Origin of the sequence: Escherichia sp. TC-EC600-tetX4, assembly GCF_019356055.1 — a bacterium.
Lineage (GTDB): Bacteria > Pseudomonadota > Gammaproteobacteria > Enterobacterales > Enterobacteriaceae.
In genome coordinates this window covers 2,294,990-2,318,213 of the sequence record NZ_CP079924.1, presented here as the reverse complement: position 1 = coordinate 2,318,213, position 23,224 = coordinate 2,294,990, and the positions used below count along the sequence as shown (strand labels likewise).

Sequence of the window (23,224 nt, the reverse complement as noted above, 5' to 3'; positions counted from 1 at the left end):
GTTATTTACTCATGGTATTGATATTGAAGACCTGTTCCAGCATGGGATTGAACACAAAGCCTTTCACCTCTTTGTTCATCGCCAGTTGGTAGTTTTTCTGGAACAGGTACACATAAGCAGCGTCATCAATGACGATTTTCTGTGCCTGCTGGTAGTCCCGGGTACGCTGCGTCTGGTCGGTGGTCGCAAGCGCATTGCGCAGTAACTTATCGACCTCACTGTTTTCATAGAACGAGCGGTTACCCGGCAGACCTTTTTTGTCTGACTCAAACCAGTAATTCATAAACATATACGGGTCGGCAAAATCCGGACTCCAGTTGCCAATCGCAATGTCGTAATCACCTTTACCCACTCTGTCGCGCATGGTGGCGTTCGCCAGCTTTTCCAGCTTCACAATGATGCCCAGCTTGTTGAGACTGGATTGTGTCGCCAGAGCAATAGGCTCCCAGTTCGGATCGTTATCGGAGTAGAGAAACGTCAGGCTGGTGGGTTTGCTCGTCACTTTATCCCATTCGGCTTTGGCTTTCGTTTCGTCATGGTTGTATTGCATTGCCGTCGCATCGTAGCCCCACATGCCTTCCGGAATCGGGCCGCGCATCTGTTTTCCGTTACCACTCAGAATGCCGTTAACCATGCCCTGATAATCGGTAGACCAGGAAATGGCCCGACGCAGATCCGCCTGATTAAGAGGCGCTTTGCTGTTATTCAGATACAGATAGGTAACGCGCAGTGACGGATACTCTGCCACATTGACTTTATTTTCCTGCTTCAGGGCGTTGAGTTGATCCACCGGCAGCGCATCGGCAATGTCAATGTCGCCACGGGAGAGCTGCAGGCGACGGGAGGCACTTTCACCAATAATTTTTACCGATACCCGTTTGAAGTTCGGTTTATTGCCTGGGTAATGCGGATTTGGCACCAGAACTAATTGCTGACCTTTTTGCCAGCTTTTCAGCATAAATGGTCCGGAACCGGCGGTATTTTGCGCGAGGAAGCCGCGAGCATCATCCGCTGCATGTTCCTTTAAGACCGCCGGATTGATAATGGATGCACCGTCATTCGCCAGCGTGTAGAGGAACGGTGCGAATGGTTGGCTAAGGGTAAACTTCACCGTATGTTCGTCGGGAGCATCAATCTTTAAATCTTTGGGAAATGCTTCTGCTGGCCCCTGGCCGATTTTTAGTAGCCGCTCAAAAGAAAGTTTTACTGCTTCGGCAGTGACAGGTGTGCCATCGGCAAATTTAGCATTATCTTTCAGGGTGAACGTCCACTCTTTTTGATCGTCAGACGCTTTCCAGCTACTTGCCAGATCGCCTTCAACGTCGGTTGAGCCTTTATCACCGTCCGTTTTGTACTGAACCAGCCGCTGATAAGACGGGTAGGTCACTGTCCAGTCGTTATTATCTATTGTTACCGCCGGGTCGAGGGTTTGTGGATCGGCGGCCTTACCAATCACCAGCATATCTTTTGGTACGGCGGCGTGCGCAACCGGGAAATTTGTGGCAAGGACGAGCGCGAGCAATGTGGGACGAAACGATATCGATCTCTTCATGACAGTTTCCTGATTAACTGACGTGCTGTGTGCCAGGGGATATAAAACAAGAGAATTGATCAGCGAGCAGAGGGTAACTCGCTGCCTGGGGTAATTCGAAGTGCCACCATTCGCTGGAGATACCGACAAAACCGCCACCAGTCATTATCGCATTCAGCAACAGCCGATTGCGCTGAGCGGCGGGCGGGACGGAAGGGTGATAGGCATGGGAGCGCTCGTGCATTTCATCGAACCCTGCGCCCATATCGAGGATGTTCCCGTGCTCATCACGAAGCGTCAGGTCGATCGCCGTGCCACGGCTGTGATTAGAACCGACCGTCACATCAACAACATATTGCGGGTCTGGGCAGGCTTGCCACAACATCGCCTGTGCTTGTTGTGGGCGATACGCATCGTAAATCACCAGTTGTAACCCTGACAGCTGGGCGATGCTGATACTTTTCGCCAGCGCGGTAATCGCATCCTTGTGTAACAGACAACGCGCTTGCTGATAAATAGCTTTACCTGTGATGTTATCAGCGCAGGCGTATTTCAATTCGATCTCCAGATCAGGGAAGATTACGGCTAAATCAACCAGTTCGGTGGTATCCGACATAAACGGTTCCTGTATAAGACAAAAATTGCTGCGCTTTCCGCTTATGCAGATCTCATGCCATGCCGGGATAAGCGCCAGAATGCTGGCTTAAAGTTATATTTTTTAACTTTTGATCAACATTTGTGCAGCGTAGTGCAGTTTTGGTGCAAGAGGGGAAGTTAAGGAAGGAATCTCCCGGAATCGTAGCTGAAATCACAGTATTTAAGTGACAGTGTCACGTTAAATGAAAACCCGCGAGTGCGGGCGAGAGGAATTTGTCAGATTTTCAGCGGTAACACGCTGCTCATCCAGCCTGGAATTTCTTCGGCGGGTAGGGGGCGGGAAAAGAAATATCCCTGAATAACGCGACAGTGGATCTTGCGTAGCATCTCAAATTGCTCTTTGGTTTCGACGCCTTCCGCCACGACGGTTAAATTGAGGCTTTGCCCAATGCTGGTAATGGCTTCAAGTAAGGCAAGGATGCGTTTTTCGGTCAGACAACGATCGACAAAACTTTTGTCAATTTTGATTTCCGTTACCGGAAGACTGACTAAGCGGGATAATCCGGAAAAGCCCGTACCAAAATCATCTACCGATAAGCCCACGCCCATATCACGCAGGATCTGAATGCGCTTAAAGATTTCGGTATCGTGTTCCATCATCATGCTTTCCGTGATTTCTACCGTCAGCTGGTGGCCGTCAATACCCCAGGCGTGCATTGCATCAGACACCTGATTAGGCAGTTGATTACTGCGAAAGTGCAGCGCCGACAAGTTCACGGATAACGCCGGGATATGAATATTCTGGCTACGCCATTCTGCTAACTGACGGCAAGCTTCCGCGATGACCCAGCGCCCAATATTTTCGATTTCACCAATCTCTTCTGCGAGAGGAATAAACCGTGAAGGGGGCACATGACCATGCAGGGGATCGTGCCAGCGAGCAAGGGCTTCGATGCCGTACAGTTCACCCGTTTCTGCGAAGATTTGCGGCTGGTAAACCAGTTTCAGTTGGTTATTGCTAATCGCTTCTTTCAGCGCTGCGCCTAAAACCAAACGCTCTTTTACCATTTCGTTCATCGCCGGGCTGAAGAACTGCCAGCCGTTACCGCCATTCTTGCGAATATAATCCATTGCATTGTGAGCAGTGGAGAGCAAGTAATCGCGGTTTTTACCCAGGTCGTAGCTGATGCCAATACTCAAGGTAAGCGGGAAGGGTTTATCGTCAATCATTATCGGCTTGCTGACCACATTCCGTAGCTCATCGGCGATTTGGGTAATGTTACTGACGTCGTTTTCGAGGCTCACGAGGACAAACTGCGTACCTTCGATACGACAGAGATACTGATCCGGTTTGAGTTTTTCACGAAAGCGATTGACCACTTCCAGCAATGCCTGATCGGCCCACGCATAGCCAAGGCTATCAATCACATCCTGAATATGGTCAACACCGATGAGATACACCACGGGAGAGACGGCTTTGTCGACCAGGTCATCGAGGTAATTGTGCAGGTTATTGCGATTTGGCAGACCGGTCATCGGATCAAATTGGATGAGTTGTTCAATATGCTGACGGCTTTTTTCCTGTTCCAGCGCCAGCGCGGCCATATGCTGGCTGATATCTGCCACGCGTTCGATAAAGGCGCTGGTTTCTGCTCCTGACGAGGTTTTAATTTGCAGGATCCCCGCAGGCGCGCCATCACGCTGACGAATGGTCGCTGACCAGCTTTGCGCATTTTGAATTTCTGCACCGTGGGAAGATGACGCCCAGTGTATCGGCATCCCGTTGCGCAGTGCGAACAGCGAAACATGCGATTCGTTGAGTACAGATTCGATGTTACGACAAATGATTTCCCCCATTTCATGAAATGGCGGGCTGCTGCACATGGCGGCGAGAATATTGCCTTCAAGCTGGCGAATCTGCCGTTCTTCGGTGATATCCGAGAAAGTCATTACCAGGTTCTGCAGATGCGCGAGCACGTCATAAACCGGGCTGATAGAGGCTTTAATCCAGATTTTTTCACCGGTGCGCGTCAACAGCAGAAATTCGTCCTGATCGCGGGCGGTTTTCCATAGCAACTGTTGTAAACGAATGCGGTTATCGGCAGGGAATTCAGGAATGTTCAGGAGTGTATCGGGCTGCATACCGCTGGCTTCGCTAATGCAGTAACCAAACATTTCGGTAAATGCGCGATTGCACTGCACAATATGGCGTTCCGGATCGAGGACAATCACCGGTCGGTCGAGATGGTCAACGGCAATAATCAATTGTCGGGTCTGTTCTTTTTGCGCCATTTCTACGCTGGCATCCCGTACCAGCGCCAGGTAATAAACTTTCCCCTCGGCGCTCACTTTCGATAGCGCAAAACGGGTCCAGATTTTACTGCCGTCTTTTTTCTCCAGCTGCAGCTCCCGACTCATCCCCTCAACACGCGCTTTACCGCCTTCACGGTTGTGACGAATGTATTCAGGATGCGCAGGACGCAAATCCCGCGGAATCAGCATATCAATGTTATTGCCAATGACTTCTTCACGTTTGTATCCCCAGAGCTTCTCTGCGGCGGGGTTGAAAAACATCACTTCATCATTTTCGTTAATTAACACCGCACCCATCATATTTTGCTCAAGGGCGGGGAAAAAAATGCCATCGGCGGCATTATCCGCATCGGTTAGCTTCATGATTACCTCTGCATCCTGGCGCATCTAAAGACTGGCTTTCCAGAGTTCAACACGGTTTCTACCTCGTCTTTTGGCGATATACAGAGCTTCATCGGCTATTTGAATGAGGCGCTCATAGTCAGGATGACCATTAAACATGGCGGCACCGATGGAAAGTGAGAGGGCAATATCTTCGCCGTTTGCGGCTTTCAGTTTGGTTTTCTCCACCCGACTGCGAATACGTTCTGCGGTACGTAACGTTTCGTTTTCAGAAGCTTCAGTCAAAACAATGATAAATTCATCGCCCCCGTAGCGGAAAACATAATCACTACTGCGGACGTTGTCATAAAAGGCCTGAGAGACTTTACGCAGAATTTCATCACCAGTGTTATGGCCCCACGTATCGTTGATCTCTTTGAATTTATCAACGTCAATAATCAGCACTGACAGCGGTGTACCGGTCCGGTTGGCATGGGCAATTTCGCGTTTGAAGATAGTCGGTAGGAAACGGCGGTTAAGTAATTTCGTCAGTACATCCATACCGACTTCGTGGCGCGATACTTCTTCAAACAATTCACGCAGCAAGGTAATAATTTGCGATACGGTATTTCTTATCTGTAATAAAAATTTCACCCGCAGACTTCTGTTATTCAAATTTCTGGTGTTACGCATGGTTTGATTGAAAATACCGTCGAAATCCTGAATCAGACGGGAGATATGGCCTACTTCGGCAATACCACTAAAATAATGTCGACCTTTATGGTTAAACCACAGGCCAAAATCAGCCTGGCTTAAAGGCAAACTACTGCCTAAATCAGAATCCAGCAGGATTTTATAGATAATATCTATTTCCCATGAAAGTATTGAGGCTATTTGCCGTTCTTTTTCTTCTTCGGCGTTTTCCAGTAACGAGAAGATACGATAGTTTTCATCTTCCTTTGAGGCACTACTGTCACTAAAGGTAAACGCGCGAGTCATCACTTCCATCGCGATATCAATACTGTTAATCGAGAAATGGTAGACCTGAAGTTTTTCTGCGGCGGAATAATCCGAAGAGAAGATCACCGGATAGAGGATTTTTTTCAGCACCCGAAACCCCATCTCGACAATTTCTACCGGAATTCCTATGCGGGCATGCACTTCCGCGACGGTATGCTGGATTTGTATTAGCCTTTCGACATCGTCAACCTGGGCAGAAAGCACGTTAATAATCCAGCGTTCCATCGCACTCTTCAACTGCCGCTCAACTTGTTCATTACTCAAGAATTCTTCGGCATGCGGGTCGATGCGGACAATTCGATAAAACTCGATACTCAGATAATGAGCATGCGCAACGGCAATTTCCGCGGCTTTAGCACGAATGGGCGGATCTGCCTGTTCGACAAGTCCGGTCCACTCATCTTTCATTCTTTTAAAATACATCTCCATAATTCACACCCTTATAAGGCTGGGAAATCAGACGGAATCAAAATGAAACGCAACGTGCGAGATCGACTAACTGCACCATATTCTCCTGAAATATGAAGATATACTGAAAAGAAATAAGCGATTTAGGACAGTTTCAATCTACGCTACTGTTCTTCAGAAGAGTATAGCCCATCGTAATTATTTTTCGGTGACAGCGAATATCGTATGGTTTTTCATATTCATACATTTTTATTAGGGATTTATGGCTGTTTAACTAAGTGTGGTTAATTTGACTTAAGTAAGCATGATTATTAGTGGGATAGTTTAAGAGGGTAACAAGCCGGTGGGTAAAGCACCGGCTTGTTACAAAGTAAGAATGGGAGTTTAACTGCCCCAGCGACTTTGCAGATAGCTGACCGCTTGTTGAGTCTGCGGTTTATTCAGATAGTCCTCACGGAACAAGATGGTGCCGCTAATTTCGGGCACAGCATCGTTAAGATCGAGCTGCTTTTTCAGTTCCGGTACGCCGCCGTTAATCATCCAGTCTGGCTCTATCTTTGAAGGTTCACCCACTTTATAGAAGGCGATACCGATATACAGGCGGGTCCTGGTCGGTTTAACGACATCCGCCCACCATTTTGCCAACACGTCATAACGCGCGGCACTCCGTGAGAACGGCCAGTAAATTTGGGGAGCAATGTAATCCAGCAATCCTTGTTCCACCCATCGACGGGTGTCAGCGTAGGATTCGTCATAGGCTGCCGCGCCTCGGGTATCGGAACCGAGCGGATCGTGTGATCGGTTACGCCACACGCCTGCCGGGCTAACACCAAATTCGACTCCCGGCTTAATGCTTTTAATGGTGTGCGATACCTTTGCAATTAACTGCTGAGTATTGTTGCGCCGCCAGTCTGCTTTTGACGCAAATGCGCCTCCGTATTTACGGTACGTTTCGTTATCATTTAGCCGTGAACCCGGTGACTCCGTATAGAAATAGTCGTCAAACTGCACGCCATCTACGGGATAGCGGGAAACCACTTCTGCGACTATTGATGTGATCCAGTCCTGAACCTCAGGGATGCCCGGGTCGAGGACAAAGCGATCGCCAGACGTTCTGATCCAGTCGCGGTGTTGCACATAGACGCTCGCCGGTTGTTGAGACAGAGTGCTATTCAGTTCCCTGATAGTACCGGGCTTCGTATTAACCGATACGCGATAGGGGTTAAACCAGGCGTGTACTTTCATCCCACGCTTGTGGGCTTCGTCGAGCATAAATTGCAGCGGATCGTAACCCGGATTTTCACCAATCTTACCGGTCATAAGATCGGACCACGGCAAAATTTTCGATGGCCACAGGGCGGTACCGTCCGGCTTGACCTGGAAAAAGACCGTGTTTATGCCGAGACGTTGCAGATGATCCAGTTTGTCGATCATCGCCTGTTGTTGTACACGGGCCCGGCTGGTGGGGTTACTAATGTTAACCGAGGAAACCGGTGGCCAGTCGAGCCGAGAAACCGTGGCCAGCCAGATGCCACGCATCGGTTGTGACGATTGTTGCGTCGTGGCTGGTGGCTTTGAACCTGCTGGTGGTGTCACCATGGACTCTGGAGGCGTGCTTTTACAACTACACAGTAAAAGTGCCAGTGCAACTAGTATCGCTGGTCTTCTAATCGTTAATTTCTTGTTTCGGGAGCAGATATCCATATGTGCTGGTTTCCGGTAAACAGATGTGCGCTCATTCTCGTACTTATCCCCGTTAAGTCAATACGACAGCAAGCACGAAAAAGGGAGCGATGAATTATCGCTCCCTTGTCTTATAACCATTCAGACATGGTTAGTGTTTCTTGTCATTCATCACAATATAGTGTGGTGAACGTGCACGCGGGTGCAGGAAGAAGTGACCTTTTGGTGCGTTCTGACTGTTGATTGGCTCCAGAGTGACGCCGGTATTTGCTTTGCCTTTACGATCATGAACAGCATAGAGAATAAAGGGCAGGGCAAGTACCACCAGGAAACTAACAACCAGTAATTCAACATACATATCGGTAGAATCACCCTGGATGTTATCCGGCGGCAGGAAGGAAACAATAAACGCCATAATTGAAGTCAGCAGACCGACAATTGCCACGACCAGTTTCACCCCTTTACCACCAGGGATATTAAATGTGCGTTTTAAGTCAGGATGTTTAAGAACCAACACAATGTAGCCAATAAACAGCATGAAATAAGCACACAGATAAATCACCACCGTCAGCGCCAGTGCGATCAGGAAGGACATGTTGTTACCGCCACCGGTATTGGTGAGGATGATCAACGCGATAGACGTAATCACCAGCTGCGAAATGACCAGCGTTACCGGTACGCCATTTTTGTTCATTTTAGCGAATGCCGCTGGCAGCAGGTTTTTCTGCGCTGTTACATACATCCCGCGAGAAGGACCAACAATCCAGGAGGCGATTTCCGCCAGAACACCCAGCAACAGCAGTGCGGAGATCACGCGAACCGTCCACTCAATTTCTGGTGCCACATGGGACATCAGAACGGTAAAGGTTTGCATTACCCCTGCGGAGAGGTTGATTTCATTACCCGGAATGACCATCGCAATAGACAAACCACCAACAGAGCTTAAGCAGATTGCCGCCACCATCAGCAGTAACATAGCCAACGGATAGTCGCGCCCTGGGTTGCTCATTTCATTGACGTGGGTTGCGGATGCTTCTACGCCCATATAACTCAAAATGAAGGCAACAAATACTACCAGGGTGCCCACTTTAGAGAAGTCAGGGAAGAAGGTCTTCGAATCCATTTCGATAGCAACGGGGGCACCGGAGTGCAGATAAATAGCCGCTAATGCGATCAAAATAAATGCAGGTAACAGGATACCGGCGAAGAAGCCAACTTTAGCAATTCGCGCCGTGTATTTCGTGCCACCAAACTGCGTTAATGCCAGCGCCCAAAGAATGATGAGTGCTGCAATAGTTTTGGTAATGGGGTCTTCATTCAGCGCTGGCCATTTCAGGATGTAGGAGAGTGCCCCTAACACGAAATAGAGCATCGGAATAAAACCAATGGCGATTTGCAGATAGCCAAATGAGATCGCTGCAAATCCCCATCTCGGCCCCAGAGTATTTGATACCCAGGCGAAGACACCACCTTCTTCCCAGCCGTCGACGGTGGCCATTTCCGCAGCACAAAGTCCCACGGGAATAAACCATAAAATCCCGCCTAATAGCAGGAAGAAGACTAATGAAAAGCCCGATGTTGCGAAGGTAGGGTATTCATAAACAGCCATTACCATCGATGCCGTTATGGCAAAGAATCCAAGTAATGTGAGCTGCTTAGCTTTACCTGTCTGTACTGATGTAGCCATATTATCCCCCTAAAACGGTATTCCTGTCGGAACCGCACCTGTTTTGTTCTGAAGCGTATTCAGAACAATATTTTCCGTTGCTAATGCCAGTGAACAGACTTTGGAAATTGTCCCGAAACGGGTTCGTTTCGGGACACCGTTACCGTTAAACGTTATCAGGTATGTTTAAAGCTGTTCTGTTGGGCAATACCCTGCAGTTTCGGGTGATCGCTGAGATATTTCAGGGAGGCTTTGTAGTCTTCCAGCAACAGTTCAGCAAAGTCCATTTCGAAGCCGCGACGACACATAATGCGCATCACCACGATGTCGGTGGCTTCACCGCCGAGAGTGAAGGCCGGAACCTGCCAGCCGCGCAGACGCAGACGTTCAGAGAGGTCATACAGGGTGTATCCCGGATCTTCACCATCTTTCAGTTTGAAGCAAACCGCCGGGATGCCTTCGTCCGGGCGACCCGTACAGATGAACTCATACGGCCCCAGTTTGGCGATTTCATCCGCCAGATAAGCGGCAACCTGGTAAGAGGCGTTCTGTACTTTGGTATAGCCTTCACGACCGAGGCGCAGGAATTCATAGTACTGTGCAATTACCTGACCCGCCGGGCGGGAGAAGTTGATGGCAAAAGTACCAATTTGACCACCCAGGTAGTCAACGTTGAACACCAGTTCCTGCGGCAGCGCTTCTTCGTCACGCCAGATAACCCAGCCGCAGCCCAGCGGAGCCAGACCGAATTTATGGCCTGAAGCACTGATCGATTTCACACGCGGCAGGCGGAAGTCCCAGACGATATCCGGGGCGACGAACGGTGCCAGGAAGCCACCGCTGGCAGCGTCGATGTGCATGTCGATGTCGATACCGGTGTCGGCCTGGAATTTATCCAGCGCATCGTGCAGCGGTTGTGGGAACTCATAGTTACCGGTGTAGGTCACGCCGAAAGTCGGCACCACGCCGATGGTGTTTTCGTCACAGGCTTCAATCATGCGTTTCGGGTCCATAAACAACTGACCGGGGCGCATAGGGATCTCACGCAGCTCCACATCCCAGTAGCGGGCGAATTTATGCCAGCAGATTTGTACCGGACCGCACACCAGGTTTGGTTTATCCGTTGGTTTGCCTGCAGCTTCCATACGCTTGCGCCAACGCCATTTCATCGCCATCCCGCCGAGCATACAGGCCTCGGAAGAACCAATGGTGTTGGTGCCAACGGCCTGACCATTTTTCGGCGCAGGCGCATGCCACAGATCGGCAACCATATTTACGCAACGCAGGTCGATGGCTGCGGATTGCGGATATTCTTCTTTGTCGATCCAGTTTTTGTTAATGGATAAATCCATCAATTTGTGGACATTTTCGTCGTCCCAGGTCTGGCAGAAAGTGGCCAGGTTCTGACGAGCGTTGCCATCAAGATATAATTCGTCATTGATAATCTGGAATGCGACATCGTCGCGCATTTCGTGCAGCGGAAAACGTTTTGATTCTGCGATAGTGGAAATAGACTTCGCACCAAAACGTGAATCGAGTAGTTCCGACCTTAAATCCGTTACTTGCTTCTTATCCATTTTAAACTCCTTAAAATGATTGGATCGCATTAAAAAAGTAGGATTTATCGATAAAGTAAGCAAGTGCAAAGGACTCGTGTTTAAATAACAAAATCCTAATGTTATTTATCGTGAGATATTACGCGAATAATATTTTTTCATTGAAAAACAATACAATATGAAATTCTTGGGTGGTGGTAAGGTGTTTTATGCTGTTATTTTTATGCGCATTCTGTGTCTCCTGAATTATCACGTAAAAATCAGACCTTAAAATATCACTATTAGTACTTGATTATTATTTTGAACGCATTTATAAAATTATTACATAAAAATAGCGAATATTGCTAAAATCCCCGCCAACGATGTGTTGACGGGGCTGTTATTATTTTGGCAATAATACTCCGGTATAAGTATTTACCGGATGAGAAAGATATTGTTTAACGGCAGTGTTAACATTCTCTACCGTCATTTGTTTCAACAATTGCTCCTGCTCAGTCCATGCTGCAGGATCGTCATATTGAATAAGACTATTTACAATAGTGTTCGCTAATTGTTGAACGCTACGCTGTTGGATATCGAGGCTGCGCTGAACGTTTTGCTGGTATTCATTCAGTTCTTGCTCACTGATCCCTTTAGCCAGACGCTTAACCATCACTTCATTCGCTAACGTTAACAGTTCATCATGTCGTTCTGGTTGACAAGTAAAAGCCAGCAAATGACTGATATCTTTGGCCTGAGGATCAACCGAGAGGCGAGAAGAAACGCTGTATGCTCCAGATGCCTGTTCACGAATATTAACACGTAGATCTTTTGCCAGTGCGACGTTAAAAGCATCGAGCGCCATACGCGTCGGCAGATTAACAGGTGTCCGGGAATCATAACGCTTCCACTGTGAAACCTGTGCCACAGGTTCATTTTGTTCTTTTACAGTAACCGATGCGTTGTCCGTCGCGCGAGTTAATGGTTTACCTGCGGCTAATGGCGAATCAGAGTGTTTGATTGATCCTAAGTAACGCGTAATTAACGCCACGAGTTTGTCTTCTGCGACATTACCGACAATGACAAACGTGATATCCGCTGGAGATGAAAACAATTGGCGATCGGCAGCCAGCGCATCTGCGGCAGTAAACTGTGCAATCTGATTTTCTTGCAGTAATTTCGTGCGGTCATCAGCATAGCGCGTCTCATACATCTGCTGGGCGAATTTCTCCGCTGGACGCTGGTCGAGCGTTTTCAACGCCTGAATTTGAGCATTTTGTAGCGATGCCCAAATATTATCGTTAATCGTGCTGTGGGTGATTCGCTGGTTAATCAACTGAAAACCAGGTTCAGGGTTATTAGTCCGCGCGCTAACGGAGAGCAACGTATTCATGCCACTGACTTTACTGCTCATGGTTACCGAATTTTCCGCACTCCAGCGTTTCAGGCTGGAAGAGGAGAGTTCGCCAACGCCGCTTCCGCTAACTGCTTTATTTGCCAGCGCGATAAGTGATTTTTGCTGCGCAGGGAAACTTAAATCGCCTTTATTCGATACGGCAATAATTTGTAGCTTTTGCTCTTCACCCGCGGATTTTGCCAGAATAACCCTGGCACCATTGGAAAGTGTTAATGATGTCAGATTCTCCGCCAGCGTTTCTTTGCTGCTAATTTCCGCCTGTGGGTCTGCGTCTACTGTTAACGATAAATTTCTGCCTGGGAAGACGTAAGCCGCCAGCTTTTTGTTGGCGTACTCCTTTTCCAGCGCCAGGATAGCCGCAGGAGACAATGCTTTTTTGGCGGCAACCTCATTGTTTACCATTTGCTCCCAAAATGCGTCCTGGTTCTTTCTTAACTGCTGCCATTTTTCCGCCAGACTTTGCACGGTAATTTGCTGCCACAGACGTTTCGAAAGTTGATATGTCTCTTCCGGCGACAAGAACGGCGTATTATTTAATGAGCTGGATGCCAGGCGACTGGTCAGCATACGTAAATCACGTTCAGCTTGCTGATCAACCGCATTTTTCAGCCAGGTGAGGCGGGTAGATTTGACATCATCGAGTTCTTCAGCAGAAAAACCATGCTGATCAATGGTTGCCAACTCTGCCATTAATGCATTCGCAGCATCCTGCATATTATCGTCTCGTGCATTTACACGGAAAAACAGCGACTGATAATCGGGTGCAATTTTAACGCTGCGCGCAGTGCCGCCAGAAATAGTCTTCAACTCGCCCGACTGTATGCGTTCCTGCAGACGTTGATTGAACAGCTGAACTAACATGCTCCATTCAGCTTGTTCGATAAAGCTTTGCTCATCGTTCACTTGTACCATTGGCAGGCGATAATAGAGTGCGATGCCGTTCACCCGGTTTTCTTTATCATTAATGATATTAAAGCGCAGGTGGTTTTCGGCTTTTGTCGGCCAGACGCGATTTTCAGCTGCTTTGTTAGCCGGAAGCTTACTTAAATTATCCTTTATCAGCGCCAGCGCTTCTTTACTGTCGATATCGCCGACCACGATAAAGGTCATATTATTTGGTTGATACCAGCGTTGATAAAATTGGCGCAATTGTGCCGGTGTGACCGTGGCGACAGTATCCATCAGGCCGATAGGTTCACGGTCTAAATTACGGGTATTTGCCAGCAGGAAAGGGCGGCGCGCCTGAGAGGTGCGCCATTTCGCATCCTGATGGGCACGCCATTCCTCAGTAATTACGCCACGTTCAGCGTCTACTTCGAGTTTTTCAAAGGTTGCGGCATTACTCCATTCACTGAAGATTGCCATCACTTGTTGCAGATTTTGTTTCTGCGTAGTCGGCAAACTCACCTGATACACCGTTTCGTCATAGCTGGTATAGGCATTAACATCGCGACCAAAACGCAGGCCCATTGACTCAAATGTTTCGATGACTTTATTACCCGGCCATGTTTTTGTGCCGTTAAACATCATATGTTCTACAAAATGAGCCACGCCGAGCTCATTGTCTTCTTCCTGCAATGAACCGGTATGAATTTGCAGCCATAAATTTACCTGATCCTTTGGATGAGCATGCGGATAAATCATATATCGCAAGCCATTGTCCAGTTGCCCGGTAATTAACTTTTCATCCTGCGGTAAGGCGGCGGCAATCAGCCGCCCGGGGAGCAACAGAGTTGCCACTAACGTCAGTAAGAAACAGAGGTTTCTCATAATTATCTCCATGCGAAAACCGGGCGAATTTACCCGGTTAAGTAAAATCCGAACTATTAAAATTTCATGCTGACATCAAGCCAGAAAGTACGGCCACTGGCGTAGGTCGCCACACCGGTGTTCGTTGTATCAACAGCGGTTTTGCTATCCAGTACATTGAGAATATCGGCACTGATCGTCAGGTTTTGTTGTTGCAGAAATTGTGGCGTCCAGGACAAGCGGGTGTCCCAGGTCAGGCTGCTATCCAGTTTTTCGTCAACATACTGCTTGTAATCTGAATATTCGCTGATGTATTGCGCATTTGTCTTACCAAGGATAATGCGAGCTTTACGCGCTTCTTGCCAGGCCAGCGTATTCGCCCACACTAACCCGCTCGGTTGATGCGTGAAATCCATGTTTAAGGAGATCTTTAATGGGTTATTAAAATCTGCCACTGGAACGCTATCGTAAGAGACCAGATTACCGTTATAAACCACCTGGTTATCACCGGTATTGCTCTCCTCATAACCATTGTTTAACGACAAGTTGCCCTTGCTCTTGATATAGCTAAAGACAATTTGTGGGTTAATATCTACCTGGCGGATATGCAGGGGTTCGGCCAGTTCAAAACTGAGGCTGAACGAATGCGTTTTGGTTTTGCCATCGTTGTTATATTCAGTAATGGTGGTTTTAGTCGCGCTGTCGGTACGACTGCTTTTGCTGATTTGATCATGCGCTTCACGGTAAACATAGTTTGCACGCGCAATAACGTTCTTACCGATTTTCTGCTGCAATCCCATTGCCAGTTCATCGTTATAAGGCGTTTTCAAATCCTGATAACGCGTCAGAGTTTTATTACCTGATACCGATTCCGTCCAGCTATTGCGGATATCACGTAATCCCATATCAAGAATATTCCCGCCATAGTAACGGTTATAACCTGCTGTAATCATTGAGGTTTGATTAGCAAAAATATCCCATTCCGTCATAAAGCGCGGGGAGATATTGTGGTTTGACAGATAGTTGTCATAGTCATACCGCACGCCGGGCATTAATGACACATTACGCCAGCTAATGCGATCCGCCATATACAGCGTGTAGTTGTCAATTCCCAGGCGGCCTTTACCTTTATGGTAAATGGTATGGTTAGTTTTCTTTCCGGCAGCATTAATCACATAGGATTCAGACTGGTTATGGCGTTCAGTCCACGCATCGGAATAGATGTATTCCGCGCCGAAGTAGGGTTGATGCGAAACATTACCCACGGCGAATTTTTGCCAGTCCAGGCGTGTTTTGAAGGTGTAATTATCTACAGCCTGGGAAATGTGTCCTAATCCGCCACGGGTGCAACGCCCTGTAATATCACCATATGTACATGAAAGTTCGGTGTACCAGATGTCATGATCGTGACGGGTATAATCACTAATATGATCCCAACCAACGGTGGTACGCAGTTTGGCCCATGCGAGCTGCGTATCCATATCCCATGCCAGACCATAGGATTTATTACCCATTTCGCGATCAGACTGCGGGAAGGTGCTGGTATTATAATCACGGCTGGAGCCGGTATATTTTAAGGTTAAATCGTGGGTAAAGCGGTCGCTGGCAAACCAGGTAAATTTGCTTAATGCAGTATCGATAACGTTTTTATACTGTGCCCGACCGGCGACAATGCCGTCATTCGAAACATAATCCGCGCGGGTGATATCAGACTGGCGGCGCGATAAACCGGCGGTAACGCCGAAGTTATCAGCGAGTTCCTGATTAAACGACAAGGTATAAAAGTTCTTTTTAAAATCTGGGGAGTAATAAGTACTTCCTGAAGAGCCTTGATTAAATGCGCTCTTGTTATTCTCATCGATATGCGATGTTAACCAGTCCGAACGCGTAGTGCGATAACCCAATTTCACCTTGCTATCATCAGCGTTGAAGCGTTTGATCTTTGCATCAATTACCCCGCCATTGAAGCGACCAAATTCAACCGGCACAAAACTGTCATAAAGCGTCACATTGTCCAGTAAGCTGACATCAAGATAATACCCCTGTGACATCCCGCTAATATTGGTTGCACTACTGGCATCGGACTCATTCGCTGGGTTCAGGTTATTAGTTGCACTAATACCGTCAATCAAATAGGCATTCTGGTAGGGCGACGCACCGTGAATAGAGATTTTCTCAGGGCGAATATCTCCCTGGTTCAACGAGGTACTTTGCGTTGAATCCATGCGTACCGCAGGGTTGGTTCTCAGCAGATCGCTGATATTGCCATTCCCGGTCGGTAAACGCTCGATGCTTTCACTGGTGTAATGCGTGTTGCCGTTTACGGGTACAGGGACAGGAGCATAGACCGTCATCTCTTCAAAAAAATGCATGTACATGTTTTTGTCATCGACGGCCTGCGCCACATCAGCGCCACATAAAATGACGCCAGGAATAAGAACTCGCTTCATTTATTTATATCTCCGTACAGCAGGGCTTTTATTGTTTTTATAAAACCGCGCTAATGTCACAAATATCATCGGCCAGGTTCCAGACACCGGGTTGATGTGTAACCATAATGACGCCGCTTGTGGGTAGTTTTTCACGCACTAAACGCAGTAAGCGGATAGCCTCTTGTTCCTCAAGATGAGAGGTAGTTTCGTCAAGAAATATCCATTTCGGACGTCGTAAAATTAATCGTGCCAGGGCGATACGTTGTTTTTCGCCGCTGGAAAGAATATCTCCCCAGCGATCGTGGTCATGAATACGCGCAACCAATTTCCCAAGACCAACCTGATGCAGTACTTCGCTCAACGATTTATCGTCTACGGGCAGGGGAAGTGCTTTACAAATAATCTCTTTCAGTAAGCCGGTTTTGATTAACGGTGTTTGTGACACATACCAACTGTCAGCAGGAGAAGAAATATCACCTTTAAACCACGGCCAGCAGTGGGATAATGTTTTAAGCAGTGTGGTTTTTCCCGCGCCAGAGTAGCCTTTCAGTAATAGCCATTTGCCTGGCGAAACATGAAAGTTCAGGTTCTCTAATATGATCTTATTATCAGGCGTACGAATACTCGCATCAGCCACTTGTACCGCATGTTGGCAATTTTTAGGCTTATTCGTAGGGCGCTGTTCAGTGAGTTGATGGAACTCATACAAGCGATCGATAACCGCAGCCAGTTCAGCAAGTTCGTCATATTTATAAATAAACCAGCTTAAATTGTTCGATACCAGCATAAATGCCTGGCGCGATTTCATCAGTCCGCCCAGATTGATCTGCCCGCTAATAAACTGCGGCAATAACAGAAAGTAGGGAAGAACGCTAAGCGAGCGCGAATAAATATTCTGCCAGTAATCAAGCCACCGCTGACGATTCATTAAACGATGCCAGTTCTCTTTAATGGTATGAAAATTGTCGCTCAACTCCTGGCGTTGTAGAGACTCAGCATTGCTTAGCGCAATCAGTTCTGCCTGCTTATTATGCTGCACAAGATTTGTTCGAAATGTCGCTTCGCTACGTTGTTTTTCCACATTAAGCGGACGAATACGTTTACCCACCTTATGGGTAAATAAAGTTCCACCGATCACAATGAGCACGACGGTATAGACCATATACCCCTGGATATTCCATTCTGTTCCACCAACAGTGAATGAGAGCGTACCCGCGCTTTCCCAAAGAATAACGGTAAAGGTGATCAGCATGCTAAGTGACTGGATGAAGCCAAATGAAAGACTGAGCGTTTTGCTGATCAGTAAGAGAATGTCTTCAGCGATACGTTGGTCAGGGTTATCTGTATTTTTATGCTCGCCGTAGATCTGCGTGAAGTAGTAGTTTTTATCTGCAAACCACCGATTAAGGTAGTAATCTGTTAACCATTCGCGCCAGCGAATAGTCAGTAGTTTAATTAACCATGTTTTGTTTACGGATATTAATACAAAGATCCCCAGCAGGGCAGGGAACCAAAGGACAAGCTGCCAAAGCTTATCGGTTTCTTTCTGGCTTAGCGCATTGAAAAAATCATTATTCCAGTCGTTTAACCAGACCTGAATTTTAACCACGCCAAGGATCATGGCGAGGATAATAATGATTAACAACACTGAAGTTTTATTATTCTTACGCAGCCAAAAGGGCTTCAACAGACAGAGATACTTTGCTATCAACATACGAAGCGTAATGGGAATGGTTATCATTAGCGAAAATTGATTGTGCCATCCAATGATTATCTATGGCAATGATTTACTGATGAAATTTATTTAAGTATCATTTAACAATATGAAATATAAAGGAATATTTCATTTTCAGTGGTTATGGTTATGCTATTGATAATCAAGGATATTGCTAATGCCCTGATGCATACCACGTAAGCCAGGATTTTCGCAAGGGAAGATGATGATGACGAAACACCCGACAGGAATTTATGTCGGGTGCCTTGTTAAGGTCATAAGAAGGAGGCTAAGAATGGAGTTAAAAGAGAGCGTTATTAATTATTCTCCATTTGTTTTGCAACATCCATAATGTGGTAAAGCGGTACTCTGTTCTTAGCTAACTCTACCATGGCGTTCATATAAGGTACCATGGTTGAAAAAAGGATTTTATAACCTTCGCAAAAATAAGAAACAGTCTCATTGTTTACTTTAGTAATACGATGCTTAGGACAACCGCCATTGCAGATAGGTTTATATGCACATTGCTGACATTTCGCTGGAATCCGTTTTTTTTGCGCTGTCAGTTGTACACTGTTCATCGTTTTGAGTTCAGATTTATTAATGTTTCCAATTTTGTACTGTGGATAGACAAAATGGTCGCATTCGTAAATGTCTCCATTACTTTCAACAACCAGATTATCCTTGCAGGACTCCTGGAAAATACAACTGGTATGCCCATTCCCCAAAAAACGGCTGACAAAGCTTTCAAACTGACGGATGAAAATTTCACCCACATCGTTTTTAACCCATTGCATAAAAATGGTTGACATAAACTTGCCATAAGCCGTGGGAGGCACAGAAAAATCAATGATACGGAATGTGTTCTCACTATGACCACTGAAATCAATATTCGGCGTCCCGGTTTCTAGCAATTCGATAAATTGCATATGTTTACTGCCGATAGATTTTAAAAAATGATAAACCTCAAGAGGGTAATGGACATTAACGTTATTAATGACGGTTAACGTATTAAACTCTACTTGATATGATTTCAGACGCTCGATGGCTGCTATCACTTTTGCAAAAGTACCGTTACCTGAATTACTGCGTCTGTAACGGTCATGTAACTCCTGGGGGCCATCGATCGAGATACCAACCAGAAATTCATGTTCTTTGAGAAAGGCACACCATTCATTATTCAATAAAATGCCATTCGTTTGTAATGCATTAAAAATACGTTTTTGGCCTGCATAGCGTTGTTGATAGTGAATAACTTTACGGAAAAAATCCAGGCCAGCCAGAGTGGGTTCACCGCCTTGCCAGGTAAAATAGACCTGATTGCCAGACGCTGCGATATATTGTTTGATGAACTCTTTCAGAGTGCTGTCATCCATCCATTTTTCATGAGTAAACTGCGACTCTTTTTCAAGGTAAAAACAGTAATCACATTTGAGATTACATTGAAAACTGGAGGGCTTGGCTGTAACGTGCATCGCTATCTCGCTCAATAAGGCGGCGGAAAAATCCGCCGCATGAAGGTTTAGTTATTTCGCTTCGCTTAGTGCTTTCTTGATATTGTTAAACTTCTCCTGATTTACCTCGCTAAGCGGTGGCTGGCTGCTGTCGATAAACTCTCTTACCACGCCTTGCATCTCTTTAACGACCTGCGGATTGGCGGCGGCAAGGTTATCTTTTTGCTGTAGATCCGTCAGTTTGTAGAGACCTAACTGATTGTTTTCTACTGTATAGACAAGCGAATAATCGTTATTTCTCACCGTATAAGAGAATTGGCTTAAGTCCTCAGTGTTGGGGTTATGCGGGTAATCGTCTGACTGATGGCGAACAAATTTGTGGTAATTATCCCAGAATGGAATATTTTCCTCGTCAAACCAGTGAGAATAAGAGGTTATCCAGGTCAGATTTTTATGTGGCTCGCCTTGTTTCTTATCTTGCAACCAGGGCAGCAAGGAAACGCCATCCAGCTTAAGGTCTTTTGGAATGCTGATATCGGCTGCATCAAGAGCTGTCGGGTAGAAATCCATTGCGGAAATCAGCTTGTCATAATTACCGGGTTGAAGTTTTCCTTTCCACCACATAAACATTGGGGTGTGAGTACCGCCAGGATAGGTCTGACTCTTATAGCCTTTTTGCGCCCCGTTCAGCGGCAGAGGACCATCGATAACCGCACCATTATCGGAGGTAAAGAGAATAATTGTATTGTCATACTGTCCGTTTTTCTTCAGTTGTTCGAGAATGCGTTTTACACCCTGATCAACAGAATAAACGGAAGCGTAGTAGTTATCTGCTGTTTGACTACCGGTATTAAATTGCTTCTGATATTGATCCGGTGCAGGATTATCATTTGGCAGGTGCGGAGCATTATAAGCCAGGTAAAGCATAAAAGGCTGGTCAAGTGTTTTGGCACGATCAACAACGCCAATTGCCTCATCGGTTAACTGATCGCTGATATAACCTTTTGCGGGGACACGTTCACGATTTTTGAACAGTGAAGGGGAGTTGTAATATGCCGTTCCTGCAGCGTGGAATCCCATAAAGTAATCAAAGCCACGGTTTTGAGGTTGCCATTCTTCCGCAGAAAATGTGGTGAAGTTGTCATGATAGTCACGCGTTTGTTTATCTTCCGGTACCGGCACATTACTGATTTTTGACAAGTGCCATTTACCTACTGCTGCAGTGTAATAACCATGATTCTGGAATAATTCAGGCAAGAAAGTTTCTGTTAGCGGAATACCATCCTGAGCATCGGTATTGGAATAGACACCAAAGCGGGCGGGAGCTCGACCGGTCATTATTGCGGCGCGGGAGGGGCCGGAAACACCGTGTGCCACATAGCCGTTAGTAAAACGTACGCCTTCATCCATTAATGAAAGGAGCGTCGGCGTTGATTTTTGTGCAGCTTCAATGGCTTTATCTATCCCTATTTTGTAGGTATCGACAACTTCACGATTTTCCATTGTTTTTGGGTCAAAAGATCCCTTATCAAAAGGAAGTTGTCCATAACCAAGATCATCCATGGTCAGTACGATAATATTTGGCTTTCCTTTGGTACTGTATTCTGTCGGCGTAAAGTCTGAGAAAGCAACGTTTGTTTTGGTTGCTTTCAGCTTTACATCATCTGCCGCATGAGCAGCAAATGCAGCCATACCAGATGCCAGTATCAAAGATATCGAGGTACTTACGACACTTTTCTTTAATGCAGACTTCATAAATGTTCCTCTTCTTATTGTACTTAATTCCAAAGTAATTTTACGAAGAGAAATAAGTGGATGTAAGTGAAGTTAGTCACATAAAGAGATAGCAGATTTAGCTAAAAAAAGGGAAAAAACAGTCCATAAAGCGTTGACATTACTTTCTGTTCTATTAAGTAATTTCTCGCCGATAAACAACTAATTTATTGATATTTAATAAATTATTGCATTTTACTGACAAAATGCAGAATTGAGATCATAAATAATCATGCAACAGGTTATGCAAGTGCATAAATATGTGATGGATGTCACTTATTTATTTCAATAAATATATCGCCTAAAAACAACGCGGGGCAGGGAATGGCTGCCCCATTTAATTCTTACGCAGCGTGTGTGGTTGACTACTCGTTAGCAAATAATCAAATAGCTAAAGCATTCATCGTGTTGCCCGTATTCATACCCGTGTGACTTTGACAACGGTACTCCTTAGAAACTCTCTTCGGACTGTTGCCGAAATGTTTGCGGAACGCATAAATAAAATAAGATGTACTGGCATAACCACATTGTTCGGCAATTTTATTGACTGAACCTTCTACGCGTATCAAATTTTTTGCGTGCTGCATTCTTGCATCTAAAAGAATCTGTGAGAATGTCGTTTGCTCTTGCTTAAGTTTTTTCTTCAACAGGCTTTCACTGATGTACAGGCAGTCACAAATATCTTTCAGCTTCCATGGGTGCGCCGGCTTCATGTTGACAATATTTCTCACTTTCCCAGAAACGGATAGCACACCGTTAGTTAATAGTGTAATGAAACCTTTGCATGCGGCAAAAATAGACAGGCAAGAAAAAAGCAAAAGTTCTGAAAAATTATGATGATTGCGTTCTTCCGAGTTGAGATAAGCAATCATTTCATTAAGCAATCCAGTCGGTACATTTGAAGCACGTAAAAACTTCGCAGGAACAGGCACCGTCACTGTCTGGATGTTAGTGCATTGTAGATATTTTTTAATGGTATTTTCAGTAAATCCGATCTCTTTAAAATGCCGCTCATAAGGTTCAAAATGCGTACGAACAGCGTTATCTACCATCAGGATCTCGCCGTCAGAGAAGGCGTAATCTTTATCTAAAATGTTAGCGTTGAAGGCATGATGAATAAATATAACAGAACAAACGAGCGACATTTTATCTCCTTAAAACAATAAAGTTTTTATCGATACTTTTTTAACATTTCATATTTATAATTTGCTGTTTGTTTTCAGCCTTGCAAACTATTGATAATGAAATGTGTAAGATCTCTTGCAATGCGACCCATTTCTGAAATACTCAGCTGATCAATTGCCGAAAAAATGGCTATCAACGTAAGTGTCAGTAATAAGACAACCACAATTGCAGACATGATTTCTTTATAGTTGTCTCTTTGCGTGATTTTGTTTTTCACTGTGGTCGCATGCATTTCAAATATGTTTATTTAGCGGATAACGTTAAAAATCGTTAATCAGTATGCTTAATATAACAGGCTGGAGAAAAGAGGAAATAGGACTGGTGCTTCAGTACTGAGCGGAGTTTCTTACAGCTGTAGGCAGAAGTTTATATCTTATAGTATGTAGTTTAATTTAATCCATGTGAGCAAATTGCGAAATAATAGTC

Annotated in this window: 15 protein-coding genes; 1 reads left to right on the top strand and 14 read right to left on the bottom strand. The window is 45.9% G+C overall.

What is annotated here, in order from left to right; translation table 11 throughout:
- Window position 1: 1 nt before the first annotated feature.
- From KXD89_RS11210 to KXD89_RS11160, 10 genes are all read right to left on the bottom strand, one after another.
- The gene (locus tag KXD89_RS11210) at window positions 2–1,552 is read right to left on the bottom strand and encodes an ABC transporter substrate-binding protein (RefSeq protein ID WP_000830550.1); all 1,551 of its coding nucleotides are present in this window, start codon (window positions 1,550–1,552) and stop codon (window positions 2–4) included.
- 13 nt (window positions 1,553–1,565) lie between these two features.
- Window positions 1,566–2,147 carry a D-alanyl-D-alanine dipeptidase gene (ddpX, locus tag KXD89_RS11205; protein ID WP_001285833.1) on the bottom strand — a complete coding sequence of 194 codons (582 nt, stop codon included), beginning with the start codon at window positions 2,145–2,147 and terminating at the stop codon, window positions 1,566–1,568.
- 257 nt (window positions 2,148–2,404) lie between these two features.
- Window positions 2,405–4,804 (bottom strand): oxygen-sensing cyclic-di-GMP phosphodiesterase DosP, encoded by a 2,400-nt coding sequence (gene dosP, locus KXD89_RS11200; RefSeq protein WP_001360132.1) that lies wholly within the window; start codon window positions 4,802–4,804, stop codon window positions 2,405–2,407.
- Between the two features lie 24 nt (window positions 4,805–4,828).
- The gene (gene dosC / locus KXD89_RS11195) at window positions 4,829–6,211 is read right to left on the bottom strand and encodes a diguanylate cyclase DosC (RefSeq protein ID WP_000426292.1); all 1,383 of its coding nucleotides are present in this window, start codon (window positions 6,209–6,211) and stop codon (window positions 4,829–4,831) included.
- 363 nt (window positions 6,212–6,574) lie between these two features.
- Window positions 6,575–7,894 (bottom strand): family 10 glycosylhydrolase, encoded by a 1,320-nt coding sequence (locus tag KXD89_RS11185; protein ID WP_000350395.1) that lies wholly within the window; start codon window positions 7,892–7,894, stop codon window positions 6,575–6,577.
- A 130-nt stretch (window positions 7,895–8,024) separates the two neighbouring features.
- Window positions 8,025–9,560: an acid resistance gamma-aminobutyrate antiporter GadC gene (gene gadC / locus KXD89_RS11180; RefSeq protein ID WP_000246019.1), complete on the bottom strand. Its 1,536-nt coding sequence runs from the start codon at window positions 9,558–9,560 to the stop codon at window positions 8,025–8,027.
- A gap of 155 nt (window positions 9,561–9,715) precedes the next feature.
- A complete protein-coding gene (locus KXD89_RS11175) occupies window positions 9,716–11,116 on the bottom strand; it encodes a glutamate decarboxylase (protein ID WP_000358930.1) in 1,401 nt (466 codons plus the stop codon).
- 361 nt (window positions 11,117–11,477) lie between these two features.
- Complete coding sequence (locus KXD89_RS11170) at window positions 11,478–14,261, bottom strand: pitrilysin family protein (protein WP_001244968.1); 2,784 nt, start codon at window positions 14,259–14,261, stop codon at window positions 11,478–11,480.
- 56 nt (window positions 14,262–14,317) lie between these two features.
- Window positions 14,318–16,690: a TonB-dependent siderophore receptor gene (locus KXD89_RS11165; RefSeq protein WP_000832437.1), complete on the bottom strand. Its 2,373-nt coding sequence runs from the start codon at window positions 16,688–16,690 to the stop codon at window positions 14,318–14,320.
- A 37-nt stretch (window positions 16,691–16,727) separates the two neighbouring features.
- Entirely contained in the window at window positions 16,728–18,413 is a 1,686-nt protein-coding gene (locus KXD89_RS11160) for an ABC transporter ATP-binding protein/permease (RefSeq protein WP_072647341.1), read from the bottom strand.
- 202 nt (window positions 18,414–18,615) lie between these two features.
- Here KXD89_RS11160 and KXD89_RS11155 point away from each other — a divergent pair, with 202 nt between their 5' ends.
- Window positions 18,616–18,738 (top strand): protein YneP, encoded by a 123-nt coding sequence (locus KXD89_RS11155; protein ID WP_120795387.1) that lies wholly within the window; start codon window positions 18,616–18,618, stop codon window positions 18,736–18,738.
- Here the strand turns inward: KXD89_RS11155 and KXD89_RS11150 are convergent.
- From KXD89_RS11150 to safA, 4 genes are all read right to left on the bottom strand, one after another.
- The gene (locus tag KXD89_RS11150; protein ID WP_001301030.1) at window positions 18,704–19,861 is read right to left on the bottom strand and encodes an anaerobic sulfatase maturase; all 1,158 of its coding nucleotides are present in this window, start codon (window positions 19,859–19,861) and stop codon (window positions 18,704–18,706) included. The genes KXD89_RS11155 and KXD89_RS11150 overlap by 35 nt on opposite strands.
- 51 nt (window positions 19,862–19,912) lie before the next feature.
- Complete coding sequence (locus tag KXD89_RS11145; RefSeq protein ID WP_001295684.1) at window positions 19,913–21,595, bottom strand: sulfatase-like hydrolase/transferase; 1,683 nt, start codon at window positions 21,593–21,595, stop codon at window positions 19,913–19,915.
- 401 nt (window positions 21,596–21,996) lie between these two features.
- The gene (ydeO, locus tag KXD89_RS11140) at window positions 21,997–22,758 is read right to left on the bottom strand and encodes an acid stress response transcriptional regulator YdeO (RefSeq protein ID WP_000060495.1); all 762 of its coding nucleotides are present in this window, start codon (window positions 22,756–22,758) and stop codon (window positions 21,997–21,999) included.
- A 74-nt stretch (window positions 22,759–22,832) separates the two neighbouring features.
- Window positions 22,833–23,030, bottom strand: coding sequence for a two-component system connector SafA (gene safA, locus KXD89_RS11135; RefSeq protein ID WP_000543384.1), 198 nt, complete (start codon window positions 23,028–23,030; stop codon window positions 22,833–22,835).
- Between the last annotated feature and the right edge of the window lie 194 nt (window positions 23,031–23,224).